This is a genomic window from Pantoea hericii (assembly GCF_014155795.1).
Classification (GTDB): domain Bacteria; phylum Pseudomonadota; class Gammaproteobacteria; order Enterobacterales; family Enterobacteriaceae; genus Pantoea; species Pantoea eucalypti.
The window spans coordinates 534986-551964 of the sequence record NZ_SCKV01000002.1; the positions used below are offsets into that span (position 1 = coordinate 534986).

The 16979-nt window shown below is 50.5% G+C and carries 12 protein-coding genes, 2 tRNA genes, 2 other RNA genes and 1 pseudogene (1 of these 17 cut by a window edge); 8 read left to right on the top strand and 9 right to left on the bottom strand.

Features of this window, described 5'->3' with window-relative positions; genetic code table 11:
* Positions 1–27: 27 nt before the first annotated feature.
* The 3 genes and pseudogenes from oppA to H7K52_RS06160 all read right to left on the bottom strand — a co-directional run bounded on the left by oppA (position 28) and on the right by H7K52_RS06160 (position 4674).
* Positions 28–1668 carry an oligopeptide ABC transporter substrate-binding protein OppA gene (oppA, locus tag H7K52_RS06150; RefSeq protein ID WP_182629831.1) on the bottom strand — a complete coding sequence of 547 codons (1641 nt, stop codon included), beginning with the start codon at positions 1666–1668 and terminating at the stop codon, positions 28–30.
* A 153-nt stretch (positions 1669–1821) separates the two neighbouring features.
* Positions 1822–3455, bottom strand: a pseudogene (locus tag H7K52_RS06155) (ABC transporter substrate-binding protein).
* Between the two features lie 571 nt (positions 3456–4026).
* Positions 4027–4674 (bottom strand): YchE family NAAT transporter, encoded by a 648-nt coding sequence (locus H7K52_RS06160; RefSeq protein WP_003853931.1) that lies wholly within the window; start codon positions 4672–4674, stop codon positions 4027–4029.
* A 460-nt stretch (positions 4675–5134) separates the two neighbouring features.
* Here H7K52_RS06160 and adhE point away from each other — a divergent pair, with 460 nt between their 5' ends.
* Entirely contained in the window at positions 5135–7822 is a 2688-nt protein-coding gene (adhE, locus tag H7K52_RS06165; RefSeq protein ID WP_039660120.1) for a bifunctional acetaldehyde-CoA/alcohol dehydrogenase, read from the top strand.
* Between the two features lie 67 nt (positions 7823–7889).
* On the opposite strand, the gene tdk is transcribed toward adhE, so the two are convergent.
* Positions 7890–8510, bottom strand: coding sequence for a thymidine kinase (gene tdk, locus H7K52_RS06170; RefSeq protein WP_003852240.1), 621 nt, complete (start codon positions 8508–8510; stop codon positions 7890–7892).
* Between the two features lie 410 nt (positions 8511–8920).
* Between tdk and hns the strand changes: the two genes are divergently transcribed.
* A complete protein-coding gene (gene hns, locus H7K52_RS06175) occupies positions 8921–9337 on the top strand; it encodes a histone-like nucleoid-structuring protein H-NS (protein ID WP_003852241.1) in 417 nt (138 codons plus the stop codon).
* A 71-nt stretch (positions 9338–9408) separates the two neighbouring features.
* On the opposite strand, the gene H7K52_RS06180 is transcribed toward hns, so the two are convergent.
* The 5 genes from H7K52_RS06180 to rssA form a co-directional block, all read right to left on the bottom strand.
* Positions 9409–10416 (bottom strand): NAD-dependent epimerase, encoded by a 1008-nt coding sequence (locus H7K52_RS06180; protein ID WP_003852243.1) that lies wholly within the window; start codon positions 10414–10416, stop codon positions 9409–9411.
* Between the two features lie 14 nt (positions 10417–10430).
* Positions 10431–11771, bottom strand: coding sequence for a UDP-glucose dehydrogenase family protein (locus H7K52_RS06185; protein ID WP_003852248.1), 1341 nt, complete (start codon positions 11769–11771; stop codon positions 10431–10433).
* A 22-nt stretch (positions 11772–11793) separates the two neighbouring features.
* Positions 11794–12702 carry a UTP--glucose-1-phosphate uridylyltransferase GalU gene (gene galU, locus H7K52_RS06190; RefSeq protein WP_008925296.1) on the bottom strand — a complete coding sequence of 303 codons (909 nt, stop codon included), beginning with the start codon at positions 12700–12702 and terminating at the stop codon, positions 11794–11796.
* A 193-nt stretch (positions 12703–12895) separates the two neighbouring features.
* Positions 12896–13912 carry a two-component system response regulator RssB gene (gene rssB / locus H7K52_RS06195; RefSeq protein WP_003852251.1) on the bottom strand — a complete coding sequence of 339 codons (1017 nt, stop codon included), beginning with the start codon at positions 13910–13912 and terminating at the stop codon, positions 12896–12898.
* A gap of 99 nt (positions 13913–14011) precedes the next feature.
* The gene (gene rssA / locus H7K52_RS06200) at positions 14012–14917 is read right to left on the bottom strand and encodes a patatin-like phospholipase RssA (RefSeq protein ID WP_003852252.1); all 906 of its coding nucleotides are present in this window, start codon (positions 14915–14917) and stop codon (positions 14012–14014) included.
* Between the two features lie 96 nt (positions 14918–15013).
* Here rssA and H7K52_RS06205 point away from each other — a divergent pair, with 96 nt between their 5' ends.
* The 6 genes from H7K52_RS06205 to H7K52_RS06230 all read left to right on the top strand — a co-directional run.
* Positions 15014–15469, top strand: a complete 456-nt coding sequence (locus tag H7K52_RS06205) for a YchJ family protein (RefSeq protein WP_071591703.1) — start codon at positions 15014–15016, stop codon at positions 15467–15469.
* Positions 15470–15524: 55 nt separating this feature from the next.
* Complete coding sequence (gene purU, locus H7K52_RS06210; protein ID WP_003852258.1) at positions 15525–16373, top strand: formyltetrahydrofolate deformylase; 849 nt, start codon at positions 15525–15527, stop codon at positions 16371–16373.
* A gap of 144 nt (positions 16374–16517) precedes the next feature.
* Positions 16518–16602, top strand: a tRNA-Tyr gene (locus tag H7K52_RS06215).
* A gap of 40 nt (positions 16603–16642) precedes the next feature.
* A tRNA-Tyr gene (locus tag H7K52_RS06220) sits at positions 16643–16727 on the top strand.
* A gap of 41 nt (positions 16728–16768) precedes the next feature.
* Positions 16769–16896, top strand: a non-coding RNA gene (locus tag H7K52_RS06225) — RtT sRNA.
* A gap of 41 nt (positions 16897–16937) precedes the next feature.
* A non-coding RNA gene (locus H7K52_RS06230) (RtT sRNA) lies at positions 16938–16979 on the top strand; it runs 142 nt beyond the window's last position.

The window sequence follows — 16979 nt, forward strand, 5'->3', positions numbered from 1 at the left end:
CCGCCACTGCTGATAGCCTGAATGCTATTAGTGTTTGATAATGTAGAAGTCTTTATCCAGGGTTTTATCCAGTGGATCTTTACCGGTATAACCGCCGACATAAGGCTTCACCAGACGCGTATTTACGTAGTAGTAAACCGGTACGATGGTGCTGTCTTTATCCAGGATCTGCTCCGCTTTCTGATAATCCACTGCGCGGGCTTTCGCATCCGGTGCCTTAATCGCGTCACGGATCACTTTGTCAAACGCCTCGCTCTTATAGTGCGAGGTGTTACTGCTGCTGTTAGACAGCATGGTGTTCAGGAATGAAGTGGGCTCGTTATAGTCCGCACACCAGGCCGCACGCGATACATCGAAGTTACCCTGATGACGGGTATCCAGGAAGGTTTTCCACTCCTGGTTTTCCAGCTTGATGTTCACACCGATGTTTTTCTTCCAGATCGACGAGGCGGCAATCGCCAGCTTCTTATGCAGATCGGAGGTGTTATACAGCAGGTTAAAGGTCAGCGGTTTGTCGGCGGTATAGCCGGCTTCAGCCAGCAGCTTTTTCGCTTCGGCATTACGTTTGTCCTGTGACCATTTGAACCAGTCTGGCGGCAGGATATCCATGCCGTCGGTTGATGGCGGCGTGTAGCTGTAGGCCGGCTTCTGGCCCTGCGCCAGCACTTTGTTAACCATGATGTCACGATCCAGACCCAGCTTCAGGGCGGCGCGAACGCGTGGATCGGTGAATGGCGCTTTCTGGTTGTTGATTTCGTAGTAATAGGTGCAGAGATAAGGATCGACGTGCAGCTCTTTGCCGTTGTCACGCTGCAGTTTCTTAAACAGCTCAATCGGCAGATTGTTGTAAGTCATGTCGCTGCCGTTCTCGGAGAAGTAACGGTTAACGTCGCTGACTTCGGAACTGATTGGCAGGAAGGTGACTTTGTTCAGCACGGTGTGTTCGTTGTCCCAGTAATTCGGGTTACGCACCAGGGTGATACGCTCGTTGATCACGTGCGCGTCGAGTTTAAAGGCACCGTTGCCGACCCAGTTCTGTGGCTGAGTCCACTGATCGCCAAACTTCTCAATCGCCGGTTTATAAACCGGTGACATTACGGAGTTGATCAGCAGTTTATCAAAATAGGGAACCGGCTCACTCAGCGTGACTTCCAGCGTGTGATCGTCCAGGGCTTTCACGCCCAGATCGGTAATCGGTTTTTTACCGGCAATGATGTCATCGACGTTCAGGATATGACCATATTGCGGATAACTGGCGTACGGTGAAGCGGTTTTAGGATCGACCAGACGCTCCCAGCTGTAAACGAAGTCCTGCGCGGTCACCGGCTCGCCGTTGGACCATTTAGCATTTTTACGCAGGTGGAACGTCCACACTTTGGAGTCTTTATTTTCGTAACTTTCCGCTACAGCCGGAATCGGTTTACCGTTGCTGTCATTGACCAGCAGACCTTCGTAAAGATCGCGCGCCACGTTGTCTTCCGGCACGCCTTCGATTTTGTGCGGATCGAGCGACTGCACTTCATCGCCATTGCCGCGAATCAGCTCCTGTTTAGCGGCCAGCTCAACGCCTGCGGGCACATTTGCTGCGAAAGCCGCATTCCCTGCCAAAGCACTCACTGCGGCGAAAACACCCGCTGCTATCAGGCTTTTTTTCGTGATGTTGTTCATTATTACACTCCAGTTTTATTATCGTCACCGTGGCGATGCGCTGCCCCGGCGTCCCCCGTCTCCGGGCTCCCTGGCCTGTTACCAGGGAGATTGACCCCAAAATGGTCTGTACGTTGATGCGTTCCCGACTGTCTCGCCGTACGGGCGATCAGATCAGTGTTGTTTGATGAAATAGTACTTCAGGTCTGTCATGTCCTGCGGGTCTTTGCCCGTAAAGCCGCCAACCCAGGGCTTTACCAGGCGCACACTTACGCGGTAGTAAACTGGCACAATTGTGAGTCTTTGTCGAGTTGTGTTTCAGCCTGCTGATACAGGTCGGCACGCTGCGCCTCACTGCCCGCCGTCAGCGTTTCCTTCATCAGACGATCGAAGGTCGCGCTGCTGTAAAACGCGGTGTTGATCGAGGCGTTGCTGATTAGCATATTCAGGAAGGTTGAGGGTTCGTTGTAATCGGCACACCAGGTAGCACGGACCACGTCATACTGCGCCTGATGGCGGGTCTCCAGCATGGTTTTCCATTCCTGATTCTGCAGTGTCACTTTCGCGCCAAGGTTTTTCTGCCACATCGAGGCAGCTGCAATCGCCTGCCGTTTGTTCTGATCTGAGGTGTTATAGAGCAGCGTAAAGGTCAGCGGATGGGCAGCATCGAAGCCTGCCTCGGCCAGCAGCTTCTTCGCGGCGTCATTACGCTGCGCCTGCGTCCAGGTGAACCAGGCAGGCGGCGTGAGTTTGATACCGGCGGTGAAAGGCGGTGTCAGGCTATAGGCGGGAATTTGTCCCTGGGCCATGATCTTATTGGCAATCACTTCGCGATCGAGGGTCATTTTCAGCGCGGCACGAACCCGTGCATCGGTGAACGGCGCCTTTTTATTGTTAATTTCGTAGTAGAACGTACAGAGCAATGGACTGACTTTCACTTCGTCGCCCAGCTCTTTGCGTAGTTTGCCAAACATCTCCGGCGGCACCGCACTGTTGGTCATATCCGTGCCGCCGCTGCGGTAGCGATTGATATCACTGTTTTCAGAGGCGATAGGCAGAAATGTCCCCTGCTCAATGACCGTATGGGCATTGTCCCAGTATTGTGGATTGCGTTTCAGGACGATTTTTTCATTGACGACCCACTCGTCCAGCGTATAAGCGCCGTTACCAATGTAATGACCCGGACGCGTCCAGGCTTCACCCCACTGCTTAATGGCCGGTTCATAAACCGGCTTCATCGCGGTAAGCGCCAGCATCGCGACCAGGTAAGGCACTGGTTCACTCAGGGTAATCTGCAGACGATGGGCATCCAGCGCTTTCACACCCAGTTGATCAGGTGACGCTTTACCGGCAAGGATGGCATCGATATTGGCAAAATGGGCTGCCTGCGGATAGCTTGAATAAGGCGACGCCGTTTTCGGGTCCACCAGGCGACGCCAGCTGTAGACGAAATCATTCGCGGTCACCGGCTCACCATTGCTCCACTTTGCATCACCCCGCAGATTAAAAATCCAGACGGTAGGTTGCGGATTCTCCCAGCTTTTGGCGACGCCTGGCACGACCTGACCGCTGTTGTCAGTATTGACCAGTCCGTCCAGCAGATTTTGAATAATATTGGACTCCGGCACGCCTTCAGTTTTATGCGGATCCAGTGAAGAGACTTCGCTTCCGTTATTAATCACCATCTGCTGTTGCGCAGCCAGTGCCGTTCCCGGCGGAACGGTGGCGGCATAGGCCGGTGAAAACGCCAGTAACAGAACACCTGCGAGTGAGGACCGCTTTTGCTGCAAGTTCTTTATCCCAATCATCCGAAACGCCAACCTTATTTAAGTATCCCGATAGGCTTAAGCAAAAAGCGTTCTCACTTTGGGCTTTCAGAGAAAAAATTCACGTTAAGCCAAAAATTATCAGAAGGCGTTAAGGGGCGCCAAAGCAAAATAACGAAAATGTTAACTAATTCTCTTTTATCATGAGATGTCACGAAGCGGAAGTGTTAATTTTCGTTCTGAAAATTTCATATCAATATGAAAAATAGGCGTTTTAGCCGGAAAGCTCTTTGCGAAGCAGGATCAGGTGACAAATTGTGCCTGTTTTGGCATTCATACTGATAAATCCGGCTTCAGCATGATGAAATTCAGGCTTACCGTAATATTGTGGCGGATTATGAGGCAGAGTTAAAAGTGCAGAGGAGAATATCGTGTGAAAATAGTGACATTATTTCCCACGAAAAAGTCTGTGAGCAAACACGCAGTAATGAAATTTATAATCGTGCCTCTATTTTAAGTATCGCGAATAATTGCATCGTAATAGTGCAATGAAAGGCCATTTTGCACCATTACGGATCATTACTTCATTTCATTGCCTGAAATAAGTGAGGGTTTAATTCAGCAGACCGGGAAAAATAGACTTCATACCGGTTACAACAAATTCAATGCCCAGTGCCATCAGTAACAAACCCATGATACGGGTAATGACGTTGATGCCGGTCTGGCCGAGAATACGCACCATTAATGGTGCAGCCCTGAACAGTAACCAGCAACAGAAGGCAAAGATAGCGATTGCCAGGGTAAAACCCATCAGGTTCAGCCAGCTGTGATAACGGGTACTCCAGACGATTGTCGAGCTGATAGCACCTGGCCCCGCCATCAGTGGCAGCGCCAGAGGCACAACGCCCACGCTTTCACGGATCGCCGTTTCTGACTTTTCCTGCTTGTTCTGCTTATCCTCACCCAGCTTGCCGCTGATCATCGACATCGCAATGGTGACGACCAGAATCCCACCCGCAATGCGGAAAGAGTCAATCGAAATACCGAACACATGCAGAATCGCATCGCCCAGAAAAAGTGACGTCCAGAGAATGATGGCCACCGCAAGATTAGCGGTAAGGTTAGTTTTATTACGCTCAGCCACGCCCTGATATCGGGTCATGCTGATGAACACCGGAATAATGCCCACTGGATTGACCAGCGCAAAGAGCCCGACAAAAAATTTTATATAGCCTGATAAATCTAACAGCGCAGGGTTCACGACTTTAACTCCGTACCACAGGGGGGAAACGCGCCTAATGTATGTGAAAACAGACCCGTACACCAGATGCTGAGCCAGCTATTTATATCGATGAATGAACGCTCCTTTAGCGCTTTACACCAGAGATTAAAAAGTGACTGGATTTAGACGCTACCAGGCTGACTGCCAGCATGTGAAAGTCCATTTGAGCTGATAAAGGATCAGCCCCGTGCTGAAAGGTGTCAGCCTGCGGTTAAATTGATCTGCATCAAAATTGACCTACCCCAAACCAGGTAATATTTTCACAACGGAAGTATTAGCGGCATCAATGAAAACGTCTTCACAGACGACGCAAGACTTATTCAGTAAGCAGTTGAAAATCCTGTCATTACATCCTGATATAGCGCATTTTTTGAGCATAGCTATACTCAGGGCGCAGGATTGTTTACTAAAAAAGTTTAACTTCCTTCAGGAGAACACCATGGCCGTAACCAATGTCGCTGAACTCAATGCACTGGTTGAACGTGTAAAAAAAGCCCAGCGTGAATATGCCAATTTTTCTCAGGAACAGGTCGACGCCATATTTCGTGCCGCCGCCCTCGCTGCCGCAGATGCCCGCATCCCCCTTGCTAAGATGGCTGTTGCCGAATCCGGTATGGGCATCGTCGAAGACAAAGTCATTAAAAACCATTTTGCTTCAGAATATATCTACAACGCCTATAAAGATGAAAAGACCTGCGGTGTGTTAGCCACCGACGATACTTTCGGCACCATCACCATCGCCGAGCCGATTGGCCTGATTTGCGGTATCGTCCCGACTACTAATCCAACTTCAACCGCCATTTTCAAAGCCTTAATCAGCCTCAAAACCCGTAACGGTATCATTTTCTCGCCACATCCACGTGCCAAAGACGCGACGAATAAAGCGGCAGATATCGTCCTGCAGGCCGCGATTGCCGCCGGTGCGCCTAAAGACATTATCGGCTGGATCGACGCCCCATCTGTTGAGCTGTCAAACCAGCTGATGCATCACCCCGATATCAACCTGATTCTCGCCACTGGTGGACCGGGAATGGTGAAAGCGGCTTACAGCTCCGGCAAACCGGCAATTGGTGTGGGTGCCGGTAATACGCCGGTGGTGATTGATGAAACCGCCGATGTGAAACGTGCCGTTGCGTCAATTCTGATGTCGAAAACGTTTGATAACGGCGTGATCTGCGCCTCAGAACAATCGGTAATCGTGGTTGATTCGGTCTATGACGCAGTGCGTGAACGTTTTGCCAGCCATGGTGGTTACATGCTGCAGGGCGCCGAGCTGAGTGCAGTTCAGAATATCATCCTTAAAAACGGCGGCCTCAATGCGGCCATCGTGGGTCAACCGGCATTTAAAATTGCGGAGATGGCCGGGCTAACCGTACCAGCAGACACGAAAATTTTGATTGGTGAAGTGAAACTCGTGGATGAATCTGAACCTTTTGCCCATGAAAAACTCTCCCCAACGCTGGCGATGTATCGGGCGAAAGATTTCCAGGATGCGGTTAATAAAGCGGAGAAACTGGTCGCGATGGGCGGTATCGGTCACACCTCCTGCCTTTATACCGACCAGGACAACCAGACTGAGCGCGTGCACTACTTCGGCGACAAAATGAAAACTGCGCGTATTCTGATCAACACGCCGGCTTCACAGGGCGGTATCGGTGACCTCTACAACTTTAAACTGGCCCCCTCTCTGACGCTGGGTTGTGGTTCATGGGGCGGTAACTCTATTTCAGAAAACGTCGGTCCAAAACACCTGATTAATACCAAAACTGTCGCCAAGCGAGCTGAGAATATGTTGTGGCATAAACTTCCTAAATCCATCTACTTCCGTCGGGGTTCACTGCCTATTGCGCTGGAAGAAGTGGCAACGGATGGCGCGAAACGTGCCTTTATTGTCACTGACCGTTTCCTGTTCAACAACGGCTATGCCGACCAGGTCACCCGCGTGCTGAAATCACACGGCATCGAAACCGAAGTCTTCTTCGAAGTTGAAGCTGACCCGACGCTGAGCATCGTGCGTAAAGGTGCCGAGCAGATGAACAGCTTCAAGCCTGATGTCATCATCGCACTGGGTGGTGGTTCCCCGATGGATGCCGCGAAAATCATGTGGGTGATGTACGAACATCCGGAAACTCACTTCGAAGAGCTGGCGTTACGTTTCATGGATATCCGTAAACGTATCTACAAATTCCCGAAAATGGGCGTAAAAGCACGGATGGTGGCCATCACCACGACCTCCGGGACCGGTTCAGAAGTCACACCGTTCGCCGTGGTGACCGATGACGCGACAGGTCAGAAATATCCACTCGCTGACTATGCATTGACCCCGGATATGGCGATTGTCGATGCTAACCTGGTGATGGATATGCCGCGTTCACTCTGCGCCTTTGGTGGTCTGGATGCAGTGACCCACGCGCTGGAAGCCTACGTTTCTGTGCTGGCAAATGAGTACTCTGATGGGCAGGCACTGCAGGCACTGAAACTGTTAAAAGAGAATCTGCCAGCCAGTTATGCTGAAGGCGCGAAAAATCCGGTTGCGCGTGAACGTGTCCACAACGCTGCTACTATCGCCGGCATTGCGTTCGCCAACGCCTTCCTTGGGGTCTGTCACTCAATGGCGCACAAACTGGGTTCAGAATTCCATATCCCTCACGGCCTGGCTAATGCGCTGTTAATCTCGAACGTTATTCGCTACAACGCCAATGACAACCCGACTAAACAGACCGCTTTCAGCCAGTATGATCGTCCGCAGGCCCGTCGTCGCTACGCTGAAATTGCGGACCATTTAGGTTTGAGCGCGCCGGGCGACCGCACTGCGCAAAAAATCGAGAAGTTACTGGCATGGCTGGATGAGATTAAAACTGAACTGGGTATCCCGACCTCCATCCGTGAAGCGGGTGTGCAGGAAGCGGACTTCCTGGCAAAAGTCGACAAACTGGCCGATGATGCCTTTGATGACCAGTGTACCGGTGCTAACCCACGTTATCCGCTGATTGCTGAGCTGAAACAGATTATGCTCGACACTTTCTACGGTCGTGAATTTGTTGAACCGTTCTCAAGCGTCGCTCAGGCGGTTGCTCAGCAGCCGGTTAAAGGAATCAAGGCTGATAAGAAGGCGAAAAAGGTCTGATAATGACCCGCTGACACTGTGATAAGAAAACCCGCCACGGCGGGTTTTTTATTACCTGAAAAGAGGGTTACGGCAGCGGAGTCTGTGCACCATGAATCGCCTGTAACGAGCCCTGCTCTATCGCCTGTTTATAGTGCTTACGACAGACGGAGATATAACTTTCGTTACCGCCAATCACGACCTGCTCACCTTCACTGAACGGTTTACCTTCACTATCCAGTCGCAGCACCATGCTGGCCTTGCGGCCGCAGTGACAGATAGTTTTAAGCTCAACCAGCTTATCAGCCCATGCCAGCAGATACTGACTGCCCACAAACAGTTCACCCCGGAAATCAGTTCGCAAGCCATAACAGAGCACAGGGATGTCCAGATCGTCCACGACATCAGAGAGCGCTTTGACCTGTTCCCGGGTCAGGAACTGACTCTCATCAACTAACACGCAGTGAATAGGCTGCACAGCATGTTCAGCAGCAATTTCACTGTAAAGTGCAGTCTCTGCATTGTAGAGCACAGCGGGAGACGAAAGTCCGATGCGGGAACTCACCTGCCCGGCACCAAAGCGATTATCGATCTCAGCGGTGTAGACCAGTGAACGCATGCCGCGCTCCTGATAGTTATAGGAAGATTGCAGCAGTGCAGTTGATTTCCCTGCATTCATGGCAGAGTAATAGAAATAGAGTTGGGCCATAGGAACGTATCTTCATCGGGACTGAACAGAATGGCGCGCATATTAACACAAAGCGCAGGGAATACGTTGACGCCGATGGAGGAATAGAGCGTAATGCCCGCCCGCTTACCGTTAAACAGGCAGTTTATGACGACCGTCAGGTGCGTCAGGAAAGAGAATAAGTTTTGCTTATTTTAACTGCAATGCAAGCAATGACATTTTTGTTACTGCCTTAAATACATTAAATTTATTTCATATCACACTAAGCGAAAATATTTTTCATTCGGCATAATTATGAATTATTCCCCCTCAGGTTATTTTAATTTCCAGCGTTATTAGCCGTGATCATTTTTTTTATGATTGAAGTTATTTAACGTCACCACTACTATTAGCGGGCAACACAACTTTCCCCTTATTCAGAGACCAGGACAATGAGCGAAGCACTAAAAGTTCTTAATAATATCCGTACGCTGCGCGCCCAGGCCAGAGAGTATTCCGTAGAAACACTGGAAGAGATGCTGGAAAAACTGGACGTGGTGGTAAAAGAACGCCGCGAAGAAGAGTCGCATTTTCAGGCAGAAAATGAAGAACGCACGCGTAAACTTAATCAGTATCGTGAAATGTTGCTGGCCGATGGAATCGACCCGAATGAACTGATTAACGCCCAGGCCGCGACTCCCCGAACTGCGGCAAAAGCTAAACGCTCAGTGCGCCCGGCTAAATATGCTTATACCGATGAAAAAGGTGAGTCCAGAACATGGACCGGTCAGGGACGTACACCTGCGGTGATCAAAATAGCACTGGAAGAACAGGGTAAAACGCTGGACGATTTTTTACTGAAACAGTAAACAGTGCCGCGACATTAGTATCAGCCTGATGCGCAAAAAAAAGGAAGCAGACGCTTCCTTTTTTCTTTAAATCAGACGCTGTAAAAATCCCGATACCAGTCAACGAATTTTTTAACGCCCTCTTCAACACCGGTCTGCGGTTTAAAACCAATGGCCTCAAACAACGCGCTTGTATCCGCACTGGTTTCCAGTACATCACCGGGTTGCATCGGCATCAGATTTTTATTCGCAGTAATACCCAGTGCTTTCTCAATCGCTTCGATATAGCTCATCAACGTAACAGGCTGACTATTACCAATGTTATAAACACGATATGGGGCTGAACTGGTTGCGGGTGAACCGGTTTCAACGGTCCAGTGATCATCCTTCTGAGGTATAACATCCTGCAGACGAACAATCGCTTCAGCAATATCGTCAATATAGGTAAAGTCGCGTTTCATCTGGCCCTGGTTATAAACATCTATCGCTTCACCGGCAATCATTGCGCGCGTGAATTTGAATAATGCCATATCCGGGCGGCCCCACGGCCCATAGACGGTAAAGAAGCGCAATCCGGTTGTCGGCAACTGATAAAGATGCGAGTAAGTATGCGACATGAGCTCATTGGCTTTTTTGGTCGCCGCATATAATGATACCGGATGATCAACGCTGTCTTCCGTTGAGAACGGCATCTTGCGGTTCAGACCATAAACTGAACTGGATGAAGCATAGAGCAGATGTTCAATTTTATGATGACGGCAGCCTTCAAGGATATTGAGGTGACCGATCAGATTAGCGTCTGCGTAAGCATGAGGGTTTTCGATGGAATACCTGACACCAGCCTGAGCGCCAAGGTGAATAACGCGCTGGAACCTGTTCTGGCCGAACAGTGATGCCATTGCATCACGGTCCGCCAGGTCCATCTCAATAAAGGTAAAACCTGGGTTGGCTTTAATTAAATTGAGACGGGCATGCTTGAGATTTACGTCATAATAATCATTCAGGTTGTCGATACCGACAACCTGGTGACCGGCGGCCAGCAGACGCTGACTAACATGAAAACCAATAAAGCCTGCGGCGCCGGTGACCAGAAAGTTCATAAATCCCTCGTTAATTATGCAGTTTGAATAGACGCTCCGCGGCCGATTGCATAATAAACGAAACCGCGTTTGCTGATACGCTCTGGATCATACAGGTTACGACCATCAAAAATCACGGCTTCTTTCAGCGCATTTTTGATAATGTCGAAGTCAGGCGCACGGAAGTTTTGCCACTCCGTACAGATGACCAGACCGTCTGCACCCTGCAGGGCTGCTTCTTTGGTCCCCATCAGCTTCAGATCGCTGCGGTGACCATAGATACGCTGCGCTTCGTCCATTGCTTCAGGGTCAAACGCCTGAACAGAAGCGCCCGCTTCCCACAGCGTTTCCATCAGCACACGGCTTGAGGCTTCACGCATGTCGTCCGTATTAGGCTTGAATGACAGACCCCAGAGTGCAAACGTTTTACCTTTCAGATCGTCGCCAAAATGACGCTTAATGAAGGTAGGCAGTTTATTTTTCTGGTTGTCATTCACATCTTCCACGGCCTGTAACAGACGTGGCTGATAGCCAATAGACTCCGCGGTACGGATCAACGCCTGCACATCTTTCGGGAAGCAGGAGCCGCCGTAGCCACAGCCAGGGTAGATAAAGTGGTAGCCAATGCGGGGATCTGAACCGATGCCCTGGCGTACTTTTTCAATATCCGCACCTAAACGTTCAGCCAGGTTAGACATCTCGTTCATAAAGCTGATTTTGGTTGCCAGCATGCAGTTAGCGGCATACTTAGTCAGCTCTGCGCTGCGGATATCCATCATGATCATGCGATCGTGGTTACGGTTAAACGGCTCATAAAGCTCACGTAACAGCTCTACCACGTCGTCGTTGTCAGTACCGACAACGATACGCTCCGGACGCATGCAGTCATTAACTGCAGCACCCTCTTTCAGGAATTCAGGGTTTGAAACCACATCAAATGTGATGTTGGCATCACGCGCTTTCAGCGCTTCCGTCATTACCGCACGAACTTTGTCTGCTGTGCCAACCGGAACGGTTGATTTGTCGATAACCACTTTGTGATCGTTCATATGCTGCGCAATGGTGCGCGCTACGGCGGTCACATATTTCAGATCGGCAGAGCCGTCTTCATCCGGTGGAGTACCGACTGCAATAAACTGCATAACACCATGGTTTACGCCCAGCTCAGCATCAGTGCTGAACTTCAGACGACCCGCTTCGTAATTGGACATTACCAGCGGCGTTAAACCTGGTTCGAAAATAGGAATGATGCCTTTTTTCAGATTTTCGACTTTGTTTTCGTCGACATCAATGCAGAGAACGTCATGTCCGACTTCGGCTAACACCGCAGCCTGAACCAGACCGACATAGCCGATACCAAATACAGTGACTTTCATCGAGTTATCCTGTGTTTATGAATTACTTTTTGTTGCCAACTGCGCCATCGAGCCATTCAGAAAAATCTTTGCCCAATACCGGATGACGAACACCGTACTCAACGAAAGCCTGCATGTAGCCCAGCTTATTACCGCAATCATGGCTCACGCCTTTCAGGTGGTAAGCTTCGACAGTCTCTTTTTCCATCAGCATGGCAATGGAGTCAGTGAGCTGAACTTCACCGCCTGCACCTGGAGGGGTTTTCGCCAGCAGTGGCCAGATCTCTGAAGAGAGAACATAACGACCGACTACAGCCAGGTTAGAAGGTGATTCTGACGCTTTAGGCTTCTCAACCACACCGACCATCGGCGCGCTGTCGCCTGGGTTCAGTTCTGCGCCCTGGCAATCAACAACACCATAAGCGGTCACATCGGCAACCGGCTCAACCATGATCTGGCTGCGGCCAGACTCTTCATAACGGCTCAGCATTTCTGCCAGGTTATCTTTGGTTGGGTTGGATTCGTATTCGTCGATGATGACGTCTGGCAGGATAACGGCAAATGGCTCATCACCGATCAGTGGGTGTGCACACATCACTGCGTGACCCAGACCTTTGGCAATGCCCTGACGAACCTGCATGATGGTAACGTGTGGCGGGCAGATTGACTGGATTTCGTCCAGCAGCTGACGCTTAACACGTTTTTCCAGCATGGATTCCAGTTCGAAGCTGGTATCAAAGTGGTTTTCGATGGCATTTTTTGATGAATGCGTTACCAGCACAATTTCATTGATGCCAGCAGCGATACACTCGTTAACGACATACTGGATTAACGGCTTATCAACCAGCGGTAACATCTCTTTTGGAATCGCTTTGGTAGCCGGGAGCATACGCGTGCCCAAACCCGCTACCGGGATTACCGCTTTTTTTACTTTGGTATTATTGGCAGACATTAAGATACCTCTCTCATAGGCCGTTCAAGTTAATACTTGATATGTCGGTTTAAATTCGGAAATGAGTATATCAGCTAGTATCGAACGGATTTATCCTGGAAGGCATGAAACCGTCGAAATTAAGACTATTACCCAACTGTAAAGCTAAACTCTGGCCCTGTCCTCAGCACCAGAATCTTTCGTTTTTTAGCCCTTATTCTTCGGTCGACAGCATCAGCCGGATGCGCCCGCCCGCGCCCCACACATGGCATTGCCAGTTATCAGCACGCTGACTGATTTGGTTCAGATGGGTGCTACCCATAGTGCCAAGAGGGACGCCATTGCTGAGCTGAATCTGATGGGTATGAACATGAAGTGTGGCGTTTAATCCGGCGGAAACCAGGATCAAGTTTTTTAAACCGCGGTGATAGTAACCAACCAGCAACGGGAACTGACCGCTGAGATTTGCCTGACGGAGTAACAGATTAACCTGTCTGAGCAATCCATTAAGCTCTGGCAGGCGCTGTTTTTGTCCGGTCAGCTGCTCCTGTAACAGACCATTGAACAGAGCCCGCAACAGCAACGCCGCCAGCACGCCATTGTCACCGGCGCGCGTGACGTCCAGACAGTAAAATGCCAGATCTTTATCGGAGAGCGCCGCGATATCAAGCACCAGTCCGGGCTGCTCAGCCATTGTCAGCTGGCGGTAGTTAACCCGACAGTTGGCAATCGTCTGTTGTACCGGAGGCTGGAGTTGCTTAAGCAGCTTGGCAGCCGCTTTGGGATCGCGAACCAGCGCATCCCAGTCCTGGAACAGTTGCTCATCCTCTTCCACTTTCGAGGTGAACATAGAGGGATAGAGACACTCATAGACCGCTTCACGGAAGCGTTCAAAGTTTTTCAGCGGTTTCAGCAGCACATCCTGCACCCCAAGACGCAGTACGTGAGCGATATCAGACATGTTTTCAGTGGCCGAAATGATTAAAATCGGCACCACATTGCCACGGGTGCGAATATGCTCAACAAACTGGATGCCGCTCATGCGAGGCATTTCCAGATCGCAGATAATCAGGTCGACAGTATGCTGTTGTAGTTGTGTAATTGCTTCCAGACCGTCTTCCGCTTGTAACGTCACAGCACCCATCGATAACAAAAATTGGTCCAGCAACGAACGGAAAACAGCCTCATCTTCGACAATGAGTATCTTTTTGCCGAGTAGTGGTTTTTCCATTCTTTCCCCCTGCGTACCAGATATTTCAATAGTGGTTCATAAAACGCAGTTGCGCCTTTCAGAATTGCCCGAAGTCACCGCTTTGAATGAACAACTTCATTATCTGCCACGGACCAGTGGTAATAGTTCATCCATTTTCTTCTCTACGGCCGCCCTGCCTGCCTCGATAGCCTCTTCAGCACGATGAAAGTCCAGCGTCGAAATTTGCGGACAGACCGGCTGTATTAAAACGTCGGGTGGATCGCCTGCCATACGGTTCATCTTCAGGCGATTCTCCAGCACCTGGATTGAGGTGGACATAATCTCCATCGCGCCAGGCGACTGAGATGCACGGCGCTGGGTGAAATTCACCAGGCGCTGTCGCAGTTTCCCACCCCAACTCAATGCCGCTGCTGCGGCTTCTTCTTCGCTGTTCTGAGGCGTAACGGAAAAGAGATCCTGTTGCATTAAATGCGCGTCATGCTGTAAATCAACGGCAATAACAATGTCTGCGCCCAGGGCACGCGTCAGTGAGACTGGCACCGGATTGACCACGGCACCATCTACCAGCCAATACCCATTGTAGCCCACTGGTGGTAATAAACCTGGCATACTACAGGATGCACGCACGGCCTGATGTAAATCGCCCTCAGTGAGCCAGAGTTCACGACCGGTACTTAGGTTGGTCGCCACCACGCCAAAAGGTTTATGGCACTGCTCAATCGCATCGTTAGGGATAAGCTGACGAACATGGTTGAAAACCCGCTCGCCGCGTAAAAGTCCGCCACGCTGCCACGAGACATCCATCAGACGAATAACATCCCAGTAGCGGAATGCACTGACCCATTTCTGCATCAACGGCAAACGATTATTCACATAGGCAGACCCAACCAGTGCGCCGACTGAGCAACCTGCAACAACGTCAATCTCAATGCCAGCGCGCTCCAGGGCGTTGATCACACCAATGTGTGCCCATCCTTTGGCCGCTCCAGACCCCAGAGCCAATCCAATTTTTACTTTTCTCATTTGTATCTGGTCCTGCCGTCAATACGTAGCGTCACAACGTGGGGTCAGCTAACATAGCGCGCCTGTGAAATCGACTCATCATTCTCTGGAGATAATGTGTCAGAAACCTGCCCATGTTGTAGCGGAGAGCAGTATAGCGTATGTTGCGAGCCCTTTCTGCAGGGCAACCAAATTCCTTTTACAGCTGAACAACTTATGCGATCCCGTTATTGCGCTTATGTTCAGCATAATGCGGAGTATCTGGTTGCGACCTGGCATCCTGATAAACGCCATCCCGGCCTGTCAGGGCTTTTATCTGAAAGTTTCCCGGGTACCGTTTGGCTTAGCCTGAATGTAACCCGTTGTAATCATGGAAGCCATGAGAACGAAGCTTTCGTCACCTTTTTTGCGCGATACCGCGAGAACGACAACATTCATGCCATTCATGAGTGTTCACGCTTTCTTCGCGAGGATCAACGCTGGTACTATGTTGACGGTACAGCACCGCCCGTGGGGCGTAACGATCCCTGCCCATGTGGCAGTGGCAAAAAATACAAAAAATGTTGTGGTTAAGCTGATGGCTGCCCCAGCGGTTTACCCCTAATGCTTTGACAGGACTCTGATTGAGATGCAAGCGCAAACCATGCAAAGAAAAGTTTTACGAACCATTTGTCCCGATGCAAAAGGTCTGATCGCCAAAATCACCAATATTTGTTACAAGCACGAACTCAATATCGTGCAGAACAATGAGTTTGTTGATCATCGCACCGGGCGTTTTTTCATGCGCACCGAGCTGGAAGGGATTTTCAACGACAACACCCTGCTCGCCGATCTCGACAGCGCTCTGCCACAGGGTTCTGTGCGTGAACTGCACAGCGCCGGTCGTCGTCGCGTAGTGATTCTGGTCACCAAAGAAGCGCACTGCCTGGGCGACCTGTTAATGAAGAGCGCCTTTGGCGGCCTGGATATGGAGATCGCGGCAGTAGTCGGTAATCACGACACGCTGCGTTCACTGGTTGAGCGTTTCGATATTCCCTTTGTACTGGTGAGTCATGAGGGTCTGACGCGGGAAGAGCACGATAACCGCATGGTGGAAGAGATTGATCGCTATCAGCCCGACTACGTGGTGCTGGCAAAATATATGCGTGTCCTGACGCCTGCTTTTGTGCAGCGTTATCCGAACCAGATCATCAATATTCACCACTCGTTCCTGCCCGCCTTTATCGGTGCCCGCCCTTATCACCAGGCTTATGAGCGCGGCGTGAAGATCATCGGTGCCACCGCGCACTATGTGAATGACAATCTCGATGAAGGCCCCATCATCATGCAGGATGTGATCAACGTCGATCACAGCTACACCGCTGATGAGATGATGCGCGCCGGTCGCGACGTAGAAAAGAATGTTCTGAGCAACGCACTCTACAAAGTTCTGGGGCAGCGCGTCTTCGTTTATGGCAATCGCACGATTATTCTTTAATCAGCCAGCGTGCTGAATTGTCTGCAGATTCAGCGCTACGCGTAAAAAGTGGGCAAACAGATGTTGTTTTGCCAGTGGGCGCTTTACACCTTTATCGCATTTGGTATGATGCGCCCCGCTTTAAGAGAGAAAGATTCAGGCCATGGTGGGATTCCCGAGCGGCCAAAGGGAGCAGACTGTAAATCTGCCGTCACAGACTTCGAAGGTTCGAATCCTTCTCCCACCACCATCTGAATCTGAAACATCTTAAGCCACGTCAATATATCCCTGGTGGGATTCCCGAGCGGCCAAAGGGAGCAGACTGTAAATCTGCCGTCACAGACTTCGAAGGTTCGAATCCTTCTCCCACCACCATCCTGCATATCGCACACGAATCCCAAAAAACTACCCAAGCTTCCTTTTCTGCGGGGAGAGGGATGAGAACCTTCGATCAAGGTTCGTGTCGAGCATTGCGAGACAACGCGCTTCAGCGCGGCCCGCAGGGTGAGGCGCAACGCGCCGAATAATCCTTCTCCCACCACCATCCTGCATATCGCACACGATTCCCAAAAAACTACCCAAGCTTCCTTTTCTGCGGGGAGAGGGATGAGAACCTTCGATCAAGGT